The 15,004-nt window shown below is 39.1% G+C and carries 12 protein-coding genes and 1 pseudogene; 5 read left to right on the top strand and 8 right to left on the bottom strand.

Features of this window, described 5'->3' with window-relative positions; translation table 11 throughout:
• Positions 1–64 precede the first annotated feature (64 nt).
• Both JIG41_RS11775 and JIG41_RS11770 read left to right on the top strand, forming a co-directional pair.
• Positions 65–1,285, top strand: a complete 1,221-nt coding sequence (locus JIG41_RS11775; protein WP_074988710.1) for a sugar MFS transporter — start codon at positions 65–67, stop codon at positions 1,283–1,285.
• Between the two features lie 152 nt (positions 1,286–1,437).
• Positions 1,438–3,837 (top strand): TonB-dependent receptor, encoded by a 2,400-nt coding sequence (locus tag JIG41_RS11770; protein WP_074988709.1) that lies wholly within the window; start codon positions 1,438–1,440, stop codon positions 3,835–3,837.
• Between the two features lie 65 nt (positions 3,838–3,902).
• Here the strand turns inward: JIG41_RS11770 and JIG41_RS11765 are convergent, their stop codons facing one another.
• The 3 genes from JIG41_RS11765 to JIG41_RS11755 all read right to left on the bottom strand — a co-directional run bounded on the left by JIG41_RS11765 (position 3,903) and on the right by JIG41_RS11755 (position 9,499).
• The gene (locus tag JIG41_RS11765) at positions 3,903–5,108 is read right to left on the bottom strand and encodes a sugar efflux transporter (RefSeq protein ID WP_304635407.1); all 1,206 of its coding nucleotides are present in this window, start codon (positions 5,106–5,108) and stop codon (positions 3,903–3,905) included.
• Between the two features lie 391 nt (positions 5,109–5,499).
• Positions 5,500–8,637 carry a M1 family aminopeptidase gene (locus JIG41_RS11760; protein ID WP_199524791.1) on the bottom strand — a complete coding sequence of 1,046 codons (3,138 nt, stop codon included), beginning with the start codon at positions 8,635–8,637 and terminating at the stop codon, positions 5,500–5,502.
• Complete coding sequence (locus JIG41_RS11755; protein WP_036972323.1) at positions 8,624–9,499, bottom strand: ABC transporter ATP-binding protein; 876 nt, start codon at positions 9,497–9,499, stop codon at positions 8,624–8,626. Before JIG41_RS11755 ends, JIG41_RS11760 begins: the two co-directional genes overlap by 14 nt.
• 447 nt (positions 9,500–9,946) lie before the next feature.
• Between JIG41_RS11755 and JIG41_RS11750 the strand changes: the two genes are divergently transcribed.
• Both JIG41_RS11750 and JIG41_RS11745 read left to right on the top strand, forming a co-directional pair.
• The gene (locus tag JIG41_RS11750; RefSeq protein ID WP_081759758.1) at positions 9,947–11,323 is read left to right on the top strand and encodes a sensor histidine kinase; all 1,377 of its coding nucleotides are present in this window, start codon (positions 9,947–9,949) and stop codon (positions 11,321–11,323) included.
• Positions 11,301–11,975 carry a LytTR family DNA-binding domain-containing protein gene (locus tag JIG41_RS11745; protein WP_036972324.1) on the top strand — a complete coding sequence of 225 codons (675 nt, stop codon included), beginning with the start codon at positions 11,301–11,303 and terminating at the stop codon, positions 11,973–11,975. Before JIG41_RS11750 ends, JIG41_RS11745 begins: the two co-directional genes overlap by 23 nt.
• Here JIG41_RS11745 and JIG41_RS11740 read toward each other — a convergent pair.
• Genes JIG41_RS11740 through JIG41_RS11730 form a run of 3 tightly spaced genes read right to left on the bottom strand, consistent with a single transcriptional unit; the run spans position 11,972 to position 13,608 of the window.
• The gene (locus tag JIG41_RS11740) at positions 11,972–12,571 is read right to left on the bottom strand and encodes a GDSL-type esterase/lipase family protein (protein ID WP_199524790.1); all 600 of its coding nucleotides are present in this window, start codon (positions 12,569–12,571) and stop codon (positions 11,972–11,974) included. The two genes, JIG41_RS11745 and JIG41_RS11740, sit on opposite strands and share 4 nt — an antisense overlap.
• On the bottom strand, positions 12,571–13,095 hold the full coding sequence (locus tag JIG41_RS11735; RefSeq protein WP_199524789.1) for a DsrE family protein: 525 nt from the start codon (positions 13,093–13,095) through the stop codon (positions 12,571–12,573). Before JIG41_RS11735 ends, JIG41_RS11740 begins: the two co-directional genes overlap by 1 nt.
• A gap of 48 nt (positions 13,096–13,143) precedes the next feature.
• The gene (locus tag JIG41_RS11730) at positions 13,144–13,608 is read right to left on the bottom strand and encodes a flavodoxin family protein (RefSeq protein ID WP_199524788.1); all 465 of its coding nucleotides are present in this window, start codon (positions 13,606–13,608) and stop codon (positions 13,144–13,146) included.
• Positions 13,609–13,685: 77 nt separating this feature from the next.
• Here JIG41_RS11730 and soxR point away from each other — a divergent pair, with 77 nt between their 5' ends.
• A complete protein-coding gene (gene soxR / locus JIG41_RS11725; protein WP_036972328.1) occupies positions 13,686–14,147 on the top strand; it encodes a redox-sensitive transcriptional activator SoxR in 462 nt (153 codons plus the stop codon).
• On the opposite strand, the gene JIG41_RS11720 is transcribed toward soxR, so the two are convergent.
• Both JIG41_RS11720 and JIG41_RS11715 read right to left on the bottom strand, forming a co-directional pair.
• Complete coding sequence (locus JIG41_RS11720; RefSeq protein WP_230235974.1) at positions 14,144–14,656, bottom strand: DUF6795 domain-containing protein; 513 nt, start codon at positions 14,654–14,656, stop codon at positions 14,144–14,146. The two genes, soxR and JIG41_RS11720, sit on opposite strands and share 4 nt — an antisense overlap.
• 97 nt (positions 14,657–14,753) lie before the next feature.
• Positions 14,754–15,004 (bottom strand): annotated as a pseudogene (locus JIG41_RS11715) (hypothetical protein); the annotation flags it as partial.

Raw genomic sequence — 15,004 nt, 5'->3', positions numbered from 1 at the left:
TTTTATAACTTTTATACACTAAGATACATAGTAAAGGCGCAAGCCTTCATGTGAGGATACAACCATGAATAGAACACACGATCCTTTGCAAACGATTAGATGGCTGACATATATGATGTTTTTTATGTTTGCTATGACATCAGATGCCGTCGGTATGATCATTCCAGAGCTTATTAAAGAGTTTGATCTCAGTATGACGCAAGCCAGTGCTTTTCATTATGCACCGATGGCTTTAATTGCGTTTAGCGGACTGTTTTTAGGTTTTCTTGCCGACAGTTTAGGCCGTAAACAAACAATTATGCTAGGACTGGGTTTGTTTACAATTAGCTGCTTTTTATTTGCAGTGAGCAGTAATTTCATGGTGTTTGTCCTGTTGTTAAGCTGTATTGGCCTTGCAATAGGCTTATTTAAAACAGGTGCACTGGCTTTATTAGGTGATATTTCTAAAAATAATTTAGAACACACCAAAACAATGAATTTAGTCGAAGGTTTCTTTGGTGTTGGCGCCATTGTCGGTCCTGCGTTAGTTAGCTTTTTAATCACCCAGAAAGTCAGTTGGACCTATCTATACCTTATCGCGGGTATAATGTGCTTAATACTCACGATTACCGCTTGGCGAGCTGACTACCCTAAACCTAAAAAGCAAGACAAGCATGCAAAGCCAGCCTCACTTGCGACAACCATGGAAATGATGAAAAACCCATACGCACTAGGATTTTCGCTAGCAATTGCACTTTATGTTGCAACCGAGGTGGCGATTTACGTTTGGATGCCGACACTTTTAGGTGACTATCAGGGTCCATGGCAATTGTTAGCGACCTATGCACTTACATTGTTCTTTATTTTGCGTGCCGCAGGGCGCTTTATGGCAGTGTGGTTATTAAATCATTTTAGCTGGCAAGCAGTTATGCTGTACTTAAGCTTAGGGATAGCACTGTGTTACATAGGGCTAATTTTAGGCGGCGTTGAGTGGGCTGTGTTTTTATTACCACTATCAGGCCTATTTATGTCAATGATCTACCCTACTTTAAACTCTAAGGGAATTTCATGTTTTGCAGTGCAGCAGCATGGAGCTGTGGCTGGCGTTATTTTATTCTTTACCGCCCTATCAGCCGCCGCAGCCCCCCTTTTAATGGGCATGATCAGTGATTACTTCGGGCATATCCGCTATGGCTTTTACTTAGCGACAGGGTTCGCATGTTTACTATTTTTAGCCATGCTCTATAACTATTTACGCAACCCTGCAGAGCACGCTTTAACTCAACACAGCGCGTTGAGCCATTAAAAAGTTATTTAAAATCAACGTTTGAATAGAAAACGTGCAACTTTTTGTTTAAAAATACTTGCACTATGTAAATTAATTGCTATCTTAACTTAATCGATTAAGATTAAATTTTAAGACAACAAAGTCACCTTTGGATTGAGATGAGGCACATTATGACAACACACAAACACGCCCTATACACTCTAAGCGCCTTAGCGCTTGCTATCAGCCACAATCTGTATGCTGAAGAGCAACAAGCACCGCAGGAAGCAAAAAAAACAGGCCTTGAAACAATTGTTGTGACGGGTGTACCCCGCCGCACAACCATCATGGCATCTAGCTCTTCGGTCAGCAGTGTTTCATTGGCTGAAATTGAAGTATCAACACCTCGCTCAACAGCAGAAGCATTTAGAACCATTCCGGGTGTGCGCTCTGAATCAACGGGTGGCGAAGGTAATGCAAATATCGCAGTTCGCGGCTTACCTGTCGCATCGGGGGGTGCTAAGTTCTTACAACTACAAGAAGATGGCTTACCCGTTATGCAGTTTGGCGATATTGCCTTTGGTAACGCAGACATTTTCATGCGCTTAGATTCTACCGTACAAAGCGTTGAATCTATCCGTGGTGGCTCAGCCTCTACCGCTGCAAGTGACGCCCCTGGCGGTATTATTAACTTTATTTCTAAAACAGGTGAAAATGAGTCAGGCAGCGTGTCAACGACAGTGGGTCTTGATTACGACTCTATTCGCACAGACTTTGAATACGGTACTTATCTAAGTGACAGTGTTCGCTATCATATTGGTGGTTTTATTCGCCAAGGTGAAGGTCCGCGAGAAACTGGCTACACATCAAACAAAGGCGGTCAAATCAAGGCTAACCTAACCAAAGAGTTTGATACAGGGTACGTGCGTGTATACTTTAAGCACTTAGATGATAAAAGCGTGGGTTACCTGCCAATGCCAATGTATTCAAATGGCGACTCAATCCCAGGCTTTGACGCACAATCAGACACACCACATTCAGCATTATTTACACAAACCTTGCGCCTAAATGGTGATAACCAAATTAGCACCGGTGACATGACAAATGGTATGAACCCTGAAGTAACATCGCTAGGGTTTGAAGCTGCATTCGATTTAGAAAACGATTGGCGTATTGAAAATCGCTTTAGAAAATCATCTGTTAGCGGTAACTTTATTTCACTTATTCCTGCCGAAGTTGCCAGCGCAAGCTCAATCGCTTCAAGCATTGCAGGCGACGGGGCATCACTGATTTATGCTAATGGTGGCTCAGCTGGTCAAAACTATGGTGATAATCTGGCCATGCGTATCCACACATTTGATGTAACGCTTAACGACATGGGCTCTATCGTTAATGACCTAAAACTAACGAAGTCATTCTCTGATGACACCAGTGTTACTTTTGGTTACTTTGCATCTAGCCAGTCAATTGACATGTCGTGGCTTTGGAACTCATATGTTATGGAGCTTAAAGGCGATAATGCAGCCCTGCTTGATGTGGTAGCAGCCAATGGCGACAATTACTCAGAAAACGGGTTATACGCATACGGGACACCCTATTGGGGAAATTGCTGCCAACGTAATTACGATACCGAGTACGAAACGCGTGCTCCTTATATAAACGTTGCTACCAAGTTCGGTGATTTAAGTATTGACGCAAGCGCTCGTTATGACAGCGGTGAAGCTCGTGGTAACTATGCCGGCGCTGTAACATCTACTGTCGATATGAATAATGACGGCGTTATTTCGATTCCAGAACAAAATGTAGCGGGTATCGATAACGCAAACCCAAGCATCGTTAACTATGACTGGAATTACAGCTCATATTCTGTCGGTGCGAACTATCAAATTGATCCAAGTTTTGCGACTTTTGCCCGCCTGAGCAAAGGCGGACGTGCGAATGCTGACCGTCTACTATTTGGTAAGGTTCAAGCTGATGGTTCAGTTGCAAAAGAAGACGCGATTGATGAAGTAAACCAGTACGAAATCGGTGTTAAAAAACGTTTTGATTCACTGTCAATCTTTGCAACTGCTTTCTATGCTGAAACCGAAGAGCAAAACTTTGAAGCAACATCACAAAAGTTCTTTGACCGCGAATACGAGGCTAAAGGGATTGAGATTGAATCGACTTACTTTATCGATGCATGGGATTTCCGTGGTAATTTAACTTGGACTGATGCCGAAATTGCAAAAGACGCGCTTTCGCCAGAACTTGTTGGTAATACACCACGTCGCCAAGCAGATCTAATTTACTCTTTAATGGCGCGTTATAACTTTGATAAAGGTTCTGCTGGCTTAAGCTTTATCGGCACAACGGATGCGTACGCACAAGATAATAACGACCTGAAGTTTGATGGATACACGCAAGTAAATGGCTTTGTAAGCTATGACTTATCTGAAAACTTAAACTTATCGCTAAATGTAAATAACCTATTTGATACAGTGGGTATTACCGAAGCAGAAGAAGGGTCAGTGCCTGATAACGACATTATTCGTGCTCGTACAATCAATGGCCGTACAACATCACTAACATTAAAATATTTATTTAATTAATAAACACTCCCTTGTTTTAGCCCAGTATTTACTGGGCTTTTTCAGTTTAATACCATGACGCTTAACTAAATTGCTGAGTGTTCAACAAACCGCTTTTCGGTCTGCGCTTCTTTTTGTTTCAGCAACCTAAAAAGCGCTAGGCATAACATGGCAAACAATGCGGTTGTAATGGAGCCAAGTGTTGCAAACCGGAAGCTATAAAACTGTGCAATAATACCTGTAGCACCCGCCCCGCACATTACCCCGAGCTTAATTGCATTGGTATAAAATGCTGATGTAAAGCCAATACGATCTGGTAATTGGTCTTGTAAAACCGTTAAACCAATCCCCGCAAAAATACCGTAAAACACACCATTTAACAGTTGCAAAGCGATTAAGTGCCATACTTCAAAGGCAAAAAATACACCGACATAAAACACGATCGCACAGCAAAAAGCCCCTGCAAGCAATGTTATTTTATTGTGTGTTCTAGCAAGTTTAGCGCTATACAACATAATTGGAATTTCTAAAAAAGCCACCACCCCCATAAATATGCCTGGTGTGTGCTGTGCAAAACCCAGTTCATTAATACTGTAAAGAGGCAGCGCTGAGGAATACATTATGTTGCCTGTAGAACCCAACATAATAGCTAAACCTAAACACCAAAACGAACTGGGGGTCACTGGTGCTTGCTCACCAAGGCCGGTGCGCTTTTTGTTATTGTAGTCTGGAATAAATAGAAAAGCAAAAATGAGTGCGAGTAATGCACACCCAGCAGCAAAATAAAAAGACAAACTAAATTGCCCACCCGACGCTAAAAAATAACCTAAGGGCGGCCCACCGACCCAAGCAAATGAAATGGCAGCACGCAGACGCGAATTAAAGCTTGTTATATCAATGTTATCTTGTCGAGCTGCCCATTGCCTAGCGACTGTCATCATTTGCGGTATTGCAGCATTACCCATCGCTAAAAACAGCACTCCAGCAAGCATTACTTGCCAAAATGCAGTTGCATTGGCAAACGTAATGAGCGCACACACCATTCCTGAAACAGCCACCATAAACAGTGAACGTGCGCTTGTGCCTTTATCAGCCAAACCGCCCAGCCATTGGCTAATCACTATACCCGTTAAGGTAACCGCGACCATGTAAACACCTAAATATATAGGGGGCGAATTAAGGCCTTCAACAATAAATAAACTCATTAATGGGTTTACAAACGCGCCCATTAAGCCTGTTAACATACTGAGAAGAATAAAAATAACACCATGCTGCTTGAGCAACGTTTTCACGAAAAGACCCCATATAATGAAAAACCCACTATGACGTTACACAAGCCAAAGAGGTTATTTAAAGGGCGCAAATTATACATGGCTTTTAGGTGAATTTCATTTTGTATTACAAATAAGCAGTGTAAAAAACTAAATATAACGACTGAGTAGAAAGTTATGGATAAAAGATTGATAGCTAAAATAAGTCATTTTTCTAACTGTTATCCAACAATAAGCTATCGTAATTACATATCACAGAAGAAAAAGTGTTATCTGGGTTTATGGTTTATTCCCCTTTCAATTTAAAGGTTAAAGCCCAAGCCACCGTGTTTCATTACCTGTGGCTTTTTTGCTCAATTTATTTAAATTTTCATAATTAAATGGGTTATTTTAAGACCATAAAATCTTGTGTTTAAGGCTCTAAGAAAAATTGATTAATCAGTGCCTTATCCTGAGTATTGACTTGTAACTGTAAAGCCCGTATTAAATCCATAGAAGTCGCAGGTCGGTTTGGAAATGCATAGTTTTCCCAGACTGACTTGAGTGCTTTAATAATGATTTCATCACCCACCCTATCTCTTAGTTTTGCAAAGATTATCGTTGCTTTAGAGTATTGATCATAACTTTTAGTTGAGTCTACAAGCGACTGTTTAGCTGAAATGTCCACACGTAAAGCTTGCTCATATCGCCTAGTTTCATACTCAATAAGAAAATTCATAGCGGCTTTCCCAAAGCGTTTTTCTATCATCACTAATTCAATATATTTAGCCATTGATTCGACTAAAAAGGCACTATCTTCATTTACGCTATTGCCTATATCGTGACCAAACCACTGATGGGCCGTTTCATGCACTGCACGTCGATATCGCTGATCAAAACCTGCATCAATACTTGGGCTTGCCCTAAAGCCTACTTTATTCTCAATGAGTATAATTTGCGGTAAGGCAAAACCAGTTCCTCCAAACTTAGGGGCTGCAACCAAACTCAATTGTTTTGCTTTATAAGCAACGACATTGTCTTTGAACCAAGTCAGTGTATCTTTCATTGCCTGTAAATGAATGACTATTGAATTTGGCGACTGTTGTAACGTTTTTTGCTTTGCAAATACCTGCAATTTAACATCCCCAAACTGCTCTATTACTGGTGAGTAAGGAATAGACAGCCAGGCTGGTAAATTATTGAATGCTGATGCCGCTTCAAACTTAAAAATTTCCCGAGCATTTTCACGCTGATGAGCGATTTGTTTGCCCTGTGTAACAACGTGGTAACCAACCGCAGTTGAAACTGTGCTCGACATTGTTATGTGATCATATCTATCTGGTCTATTTTTCTCAGAAGCAAACTGCTTAGAAGGGAGGGATACGTTCCTATCAAGTAAGCCATATTGTTTTCGAAGATTAATATCTATTAGCTCATAATTAGCTTGGTAGCCAACCGTTGGCAGCATAGGCACAGAGCGAATATAATTAAACTCAGGAGTTAACATATGATGTCCTACTGCTGGCCACAGCTTTGCTTGCCGAACCTCAAATCGAGACGAAAGTTGCCGTATTTCATTTGGTTTAATAGCACGCTCAAACTCATACACTGCTTGATTCAATGTTGGATAAAAGCGAACTTGCCTTGCACCTGCAATTTTTATGTTTGCCCATTTATAAAAGCCAGATCTACCAACTAAAACGTGTTTTATATCAACTGAATGAGGATTAGTAAGTGTATATGTGAGTTCAAAATGCGCAAACTGCTTGTAGGGGTAAAAATCAACATTAGCATCAATATGACTAATAACTGGTTGCTTTTTATGCTTCCAATCAACAAAAGTTTTTTCGTAGTTTGCCTTAAATGACTCTCGCTTATGAGAATTAGTTAGCGGCTTTTCAGAAACTAAATTTATGTGTAATTGCACAAATAAACTAAGTGATAGAAAAATGGGAACCAATACCCAAGTATCTTTTACTTTTATCTGTCGCCGACCGACCCCTACACCACGGTGGTTAAAAATTTGACTAACAGCAACAAAGCTAAACATTGCAATAAGCCAAACTCTCATGTACGGCCAGTAATTATTTAAACTAGCACGATATCCCCAAAATTCATTGGGCGCTTGTAAAGGTGTCCAAGCTAAACTCCAAAAAGTATGAGTGAAACCAAAGAAAGTCATTACTGGCGTAAATTTAAGCAACAAGATAACAATGACAAATAAGCCAGCAACTAAAGAAGAGCATATGTTGAAAATACATACTGTCACCCAAGCAACTAAAATAAGCGGTAATAACATTAAAGCTAATATATAAATATGCTGACTAGGCTGATATTCACTGCCACTGAACCACTCTGCCAAGGAGGTGCCGATAAAGCTCATCACGGAAAATATTATCGCTAAAGTAGCTACCACTAATAATTGACTATATAAAAGTGTCACTGTTTTTACAGGCAATGCGGCAATAAGCTCCGCCATATTAAATCGTTTTGCATAACAACTTACCTGCCAACTCCAAAGAGCAAGCAGTAAACAACCAAAAAGTATATGCATATCAAATGCGTAGTGATTGATTGCATCTATACTCGTCGGGCTAACAATACTCATCGCTTCAGCATATTCAAATGATGAGGCGACACTGTTAAATACCACGACAGACCAGAGAAATAAAATGAGTGACGTTATTGGTTGTTTTAGTATATATGCAAGTGATAGCTGATAGAGTGTTCCCAGCATAAACCAATCGTTCCCTCTGGGCACTACGGACCTGTAATGCATAACCGAATTCAATACTGGCTCACGGATCTGTACGGGTTTATTTATATTTTTTTTAGTGGTGCGTATTGCCCAGATATATATAACCGTTGTAAGTACAATTATTACCAAACGGTTAATTATAAGCTCCCAATGGTGGGGCTCAGCAAAGCCAGCAATAAAAGCGGTGTATGCAAAGGGATCAAACCATAAAGACATCTGATACAAAGACTCGCTAACGATCCCACTACCCGCCAAAATGGGATTGCCAGTAATGCTAGCGAAAAACAAGTAACCAACCCATATAATGCCAAAAGTAGTATAGCTAACCAAGGCACTTTGAAACCTGTCACAGATCCAAAAAGCAATCACAATAAGAAGGTAGCAATTTGGAATTAGTAAAAAAAAGCTATTAAAAAATAGATGATTAACTGCCTGCCAATCAAAGCCATGCACTTGACATTGATAGAGCCAAATTACCAACGAACTCATCATTGAAATAATCAAAAGACATATAAGTAAGCTACCTACACGAAGCAGTGATCTATATTTAGATGTGATAGGCGTAGTACTGATAATCTCATCCATATTATGTATTTGATCACGCAAAAAAGTAACTGGGGCTATTACTCCAACCAGCACAGTGAGCTGTATCATTTGTATTGATAATAAGTGTAAAGAAAACTGCTTAAGCGTATTTCCCTCTTCAATAGCCAAACCAGAAGACAGTGTAAATGCAAATAATGGAGAAAAAACACTACATAACCAAATAATAGGCTGACTAAAAAGATACTTTAAGTCATTACGAAGTAGCATTTTTTACCTCTTGTGATTTTAATTCATAAAAATACTTATCTTGAAGCGTCACTTTTGCTGCTATTGCTTCGGCTGAGGGGCATTCCAAGGCAAAAACACGAAAAATAGGCTCACCATATCGATAGCTTTGACTTAATACGAATGAACCTTTAGCTAAATTTGATGGGAGACTTTTCAATAACCAGACATTACCAGCCAGTTGATTTATTAAATCATCCACATTTCCATGTTGAATGAGATGACCTTGATTGATCATTGCTACAAATCGGCACTGATTTTCTATATCTTCGACAATATGAGTAGAGAGTAAGACTAAACGCTCCTTGCTAATAGCCACTAACAAATTATTAAGACTTTCGCGTTCAGCAGGATCGAGCCCCGCAGTGGGTTCATCTAAAATAATAAGCTTGGGGTTACCGAGTAAGGCTTGCGCAATTCCAAAGCGCTGTTTCATCCCACCCGAAAAGTGGCTTACGTTTTTATTTGCAAATGTTGATAAGTTTAAAAGTGACAGTAAATCATTTATTTGTTGCTTTCGTTGCTTTGCATTAAGGCCTTTTAAAATAGCGATATGTTCCAGCAGAGCTCGACAACTCATCGTTGGGTACACACCAAATTGCTGCGGCAAATAACCTAACTGCTTACGCATATCATTTGGATACTTCAGAACATCTAAACCATCAAAGTTTATTTGGCCTTTATCAACGTTTTGTAAACACGCTAATGTTCGCATCAAACTCGATTTACCAGCTCCATTAGGCCCAAGTAAACCTACCATTCCTTTAGGGATACGAATCGTCACGTCATTTAATGCGTGTGTACCATCAGCATATCGCTTATTAATATTTTTTAGTGCTAGCATAGTTACGTTCCTTAATTAACGGACTGTTACCTTAAGTAACAGCTACTAAACTAGCGAGGAAGTAATGATCAACCCAAGAAAACGCAGGATAAAAGTCAATATTTGACGTTCATCAGTAAAAATAACACTTTCATCATTACACTAGTGCAATAAAGGTCAAAAATAGTAAACTCGATTTAAAGTCTATAAAGCCTTGAAATGAATATGGTTTTGACTATATTAGTATGGCGTGATGTACTAAGCAGGTTTACTAGATTGTAATTACTAAAAAGCTAAAACAAGATAATGAGGTGACATTTGCGGGCTATTTTATCATTTCTGTCGAATAGCACTAATAGCAAGTACTTCATTGCCTTACTGCCATTATTCGCAGCTATATTGTTCGAAGGTCATACTCGTTACTTGTCATTAAGACTCGACTCACCAGTTCTATACTTGCAAATAAATATGCAGTTACTATTGGAATGCACCCCCTTTTTAGCTGCTCACTTTTTAACTTTTAAGCAGACATTTAAAAACTCTACTTTAGTGTGGCTTACTGGATTCATTTTATATCCGTTAAGTGTATATGCACTTAGCATGATTTCTTCGCTCTATGCACAGTGGCATTACCTCGGAGTAGAATGTTGGCTATTATGCACATTAGCCAGTCTGATTTGGCTTATTTCTCAACAGGGTATGGTAAAGAACAATGATTTCCTTACAAAATGGTTTAACTCTTTCATTTCATTAGATAACGTAACCTTAACGATTCTCATATGTTGGGCTTTCCTGCTAGCTGGTATACTAAATAGTCACGAAGAACCATTATTAAATCAACCTTTTGAATTAATTTTTGATTTCAGTAAGTTATTGTCTGAATTTGATCAGTTTTTATTTTATTTTCTTCAGCTTATCGTTTATGTAGTCATTATTTATAGCCTCTACTTAATCAACCGTTACGTACTTATTCGCCACTTACTTGCAAACTATGGCGTTTTCACTTTTGTGGTTGCATCCGTTATTTTTATGGTAACTCTCACCCCATTACTTATTGCAATTTTATTAGCATTACCCATTAATGATTTACCAAATAACATTGCAAACTTGACCCCGAGTGGCAACCAAAACATTTTTTCTAAGTATAATTATCAATTCATGTTTTTCTTTTTACTTATTAGCACACCAGTAATCCTAGCTTTTGAAAGACAACAACAGCAGAGTAAGTTTAATGAAATAGCAAAACAACAAACCACAATGGAATTAAAACTTCTTCAACAGCAAGTGAATCCACATTTTTTGTTTAATACTTTGAATAATTTATATGCGCTAACACTCACAAAATCAGAGCAAGCCCCACAGTTGGTGATGCACTTGGCTGATTTATTAAGATACACAGTATACGAAGGCCAAAAACCATATGTTCTGTTAGAGAAAGAGCTAAACTACATTAGGAACTTTATTGAGCTACAAAAAATTAGAAGTTCAAACAAATGCTCATTTAACCTAACATGGCCAAATAAACTAGAAACACTGCATATTGCCCCTCTATTACTAATTATAATCGTAGAAAACGCGATAAAACATGGCGTAGAACCAGCATTAGATAAAACAAAAATAACACTCTCAATCACAGTAGATGACAATGTGCTGACACTTTTCTGTGAGAACGCTATAAATGTTAAAGAAAAAATAAATCAACAGGGTTTGGGGCTAAACAACTTAAAAAAAAGGCTTCAACTACTCTACCCAAATAAACATTCTCTCACGACTATAAAGCAATCAAATTTATGGCAAACGACACTGATATTGGAGTTATCAAATGATAAGAGCTATCATCATTGACGATGAACCTCTCGCCCACCAAGTTATTGAGCATCACTTACAAGAACACCCCGATATTAAGTTAGTTGCTCAATTTTATAGTGCTAAAGATGCCTTATGTGCACTCGCTAAATCATCTGTTGATATGGTTTTTCTAGACATTAATATGCCAGAAGTTACTGGGCTTGAGTTGATAAAAGCACTTGCTAAACCACCTCAAATCGTCATAGTGAGTGCTTATCATGAGTATGCTATAACTGGCTTTGAATTGAATGTAACAGATTATCTATTGAAACCAGTGTCGGCGCCAAGGCTTGATCAAGCGCTTAATAAAGTGCGTGATCGCTTGCCTAAATACAGCGCTACAAACGCAAACTATATTACTCTTAAAGTAGATCGAGAAAAGCGCAAGTTTGATTTAAATTCTGTTGAATACATTGAAGCATACGGTAATTATGTAAAGCTGCATCAAGCACAGCAAGTCACACTTGCGACAGCCACTCTTAAGCAGCTTAGTGAACAGCTATCTCATTCATTTACCCAGATTCATAAATCATTACTAGTCAACAATCAAAATGTGATTAGTATAAGTCATGATCATGTTGAGCTAAACACAGGCACTACTCTAAAAATTGGTAAGTCCTTTAAAGAAATTGCTCAAACATTACTTTAAAGATGTTGAAATAAATGTTCTGCAAGTAACTTATGTTCTTTTTGTGGCCAATGAATGCCCTCAGTGGGGCAAGGGGAAATAAGTTCATAGCCATTTATAAAATGACAGTTATGACGTTCAGAAATCAATTTATACTCAGCAGTCAATTGTCTAACTTTATTAGCAGCCCCTGCATAAATAGACTGATAAGCCCCTACCTCGTAAATCTTTGGCGGACTCAACACCACAATTTTTGGCAATTCACGGTGCAGATAGTGATTTTTTATTTCGATAATTAGCGTGTCGAGTGCGTTTGCAATATCAGCAACCGACAATGCAAATCGGCGCTTTAAATCGTTCGTACCTAGTTGAATAATAAGCGTATCAACATGATAGGCTCGTAGGTAAGGTTCTAAATATTGCACACCTAATTTATCACCACTAAACGGGGGCTCATTGGTCAGTGTACGGTTAGGTTGTCCGGCTTCGATAACCTGAGACCCCGCCCCTAATTTAATGCCCAGCAAACTTGGCCAGCGCTCATTATCGTTGAAACGCTTGCCATCTACAGGCGAGATCCCATACGTATTTGAGTCACCAAAACAGAGAATATTCATTAGAATGGATTCAGGGTATAACCCTGTTGCTGTAAGAGTGCATGCGCTGTCATGGCTGATAGTGCCATTTGTACACCGGGGATCAGCTGCTCTTGTTTAACTTTCATATGGGTTGCCGACTGGCCGCATACATAGACAACCGTATTATGCGCTAATAATTGTGAAATCAATTGCTGGTTTTTATTGTCGCTATTAAAACGCTGCTTGTAAAAACTGTTCTCGAGTAAATCGACACTTGCCCCGCCATGTACAACTAAAGCCAGTTGAATATTTTCAGGTTTTACACCATGGGCAATATGCATATTAATAAAGCGTGCTAACGAGTTAATACTATTATTTTGCTTACCCTTTTGTGCAGCATCGGCCACATCAAACACGACTTTGAAGATCGCTTGCTCTGCGATAGGCGCATGATTTAGTACATCATAATAAAAACCAAAACCTTCAATTGCAGGCTTAGTTTGCTCGGCATGGCTAAACGTGGTTAACAAGGTAAGCGATAAGCCTAATAGCGTTGATTTCATAAAGAATCCTGTTACTTTTTTACTCTAGCCTACCCTGTTTATCTGCGTTTAACTAGCCTCAATATGTTGATGTGCTTTAAAGCTCATGCCTAAATAATTAAAGGTGTTTTTAAGCATGTCAATAAACGCATTCGGCGCTTTAGCAGAGCCTGCATTTGATAACAGTGAAAACTGTTTTTCACGCAGTGTTCTTAGTTTTGGTCTGAGTGTTTCGTCATCCATATAATCGGTTATGCGGTCTAAAAATGCTTTGAACTGGGGTGTCGTGTTATACCAGTAAACAGGCGATGCAAGTACCCAATGCTCGTACCCTAATAACGCCTCGAACACCGCATAAAAATCATCATTTTTGTACTGCTTGTCATAGCAATATGGCGAGATACTATAATCATCAAGGCAAACCACATCGCCACCATATTGTGTTTTATAATCATTTACTTGCAAACTCGTATTACCTTGTTTTCGGGCACTTGAATAGATAATTACCGTGTTCGTAGTCGGTTTTTGTTGCATTACTGTCACTCCTTTTTTTATGATGGGTGCAGCGTAAAACCTCAAGCTAACTTTAGGTCAATACTTAGGAGTAAAATATGTCAGGGTGTGAGAAAAAACTTGTTGAAGCGAACCTATCCGTTGGCTTTGTAGCAAAACGCAGCGGTGTAAAAGTATCGACTTTGCATTTTTATGAATCAAAAGGACTTATTCGCAGCTGGCGAAATAACGGAAATCAACGCCGCTATAAGCCCGATGTACTGCGCCGAATTGCGGTTATTAAAGCAGCGCAAACCATGGGGATTACTCTTGAAGACATCAAGCAAACATTAAGCACTCTACCTGAACAACGCACGCCAACAAAGCAAGATTGGGCAGCACTTTCTAAAGTCTGGCAAACTCAATTAGATGAAAAAATTCAATACATGCAGCGATTACGCGAACGCGTTAATGGCTGCATCGGCTGTGGCTGCTTATCAATGGCCAAATGCCCTATCTACAATAAAGACGATTATTTAGGCGAAGAGCACAGCGGCGCTGTGCTGTTAGAAAGAGATTAAAGTTTTGCTTTGCTCAGTTCGCACATACCGTAAATAGCAAAAGTATGCTCAGGTGCCTCTTCAATTTGAATATCAACTGTTTGCGGGCTTTTTGAGAGCTCGCAAACAAGATCGCCAAGCAACCCTTTAAGCGTATTACTACTTTCATGGATTGAAATACTTGTATACCAAAGCACAATACCTTCAGGAGTGCCATTTTCAAGATAAATGTGTTGAATAAGCGAGTCATTATCAAACATATTTGCAGGTTTGGCTGTTCGTATTAGCTTTTCATCAAAGCGAAAGCGGCCATTATCATCTGTTATCGTCTCATCAATATATTCTTTACCATAAGTAAGCGAACGGGTTATTCCTTGCTTTGCCACCGGCTTGCCATTATCAAGTAAAACACCTTGAACTGGAGCCGATAACAAAAAATCACTTTTATTGAAGAAACCAAACATACCCGTTAATTCCTGTGTTGAAATAAAAATAATAACAAATACTAAATAAGCTAGCCTAACTACCACAATCTTTCTCGAATAAGTACACTAATAAACAATTAACACCATTGATTTTGCAGTAAAACTTAGACAATACTCAATTTCACCTTAGTTAAGATAAACCCTAAACACCCATTGCTATTTGCCTTAATAATGTTTTTGTTAACCGCTTCCAATAAGGCGTTGTATCGGGCTGATTTAAGTTTTCGTCAATTGGCCATTTTTCCCATGGTCTGGTGATTTCTTCGTTTGCCCAGCGTTTAGGGTTGGTTATTGCACCATCAAAGTTAAAGCGATAAATATCGTTATCAAGCTGTTCTTCTATCTGCTGCATTTGTTTGTAACTCATTAAACGCCAATACTTTTCTGGGCGGT

Origin of the sequence: Pseudoalteromonas sp. bablab_jr011, from assembly GCF_016464045.1 — a bacterium.
Lineage (GTDB): Bacteria > Pseudomonadota > Gammaproteobacteria > Enterobacterales > Alteromonadaceae > Pseudoalteromonas > Pseudoalteromonas lipolytica.
This window is presented reverse-complemented; position numbering and strand designations above follow the sequence as displayed.

Coding starts and splice junctions, on each gene's coding strand:
- JIG41_RS11760 (WP_199524791.1), bottom strand. CDS start 8,637: ATGCTACTTCGTAATGACTTAAAGTATCTTTTTAGTCAGCCTATTATT.
- JIG41_RS11745 (WP_036972324.1), top strand. CDS start 11,301: ATGATAAGAGCTATCATCATTGACGATGAACCTCTCGCCCACCAAGTT.
- JIG41_RS11750 (WP_081759758.1), top strand. CDS start 9,947: ATGCAGTTACTATTGGAATGCACCCCCTTTTTAGCTGCTCACTTTTTA.
- JIG41_RS11740 (WP_199524790.1), bottom strand. CDS start 12,571: ATGAATATTCTCTGTTTTGGTGACTCAAATACGTATGGGATCTCGCCT.
- JIG41_RS11775 (WP_074988710.1), top strand. CDS start 65: ATGAATAGAACACACGATCCTTTGCAAACGATTAGATGGCTGACATAT.
- JIG41_RS11735 (WP_199524789.1), bottom strand. CDS start 13,095: ATGAAATCAACGCTATTAGGCTTATCGCTTACCTTGTTAACCACGTTT.
- soxR (WP_036972328.1), top strand. CDS start 13,686: ATGTCAGGGTGTGAGAAAAAACTTGTTGAAGCGAACCTATCCGTTGGC.
- JIG41_RS11730 (WP_199524788.1), bottom strand. CDS start 13,608: ATGCAACAAAAACCGACTACGAACACGGTAATTATCTATTCAAGTGCC.
- JIG41_RS11755 (WP_036972323.1), bottom strand. CDS start 9,499: ATGCTAGCACTAAAAAATATTAATAAGCGATATGCTGATGGTACACAC.
- JIG41_RS11770 (WP_074988709.1), top strand. CDS start 1,438: ATGACAACACACAAACACGCCCTATACACTCTAAGCGCCTTAGCGCTT.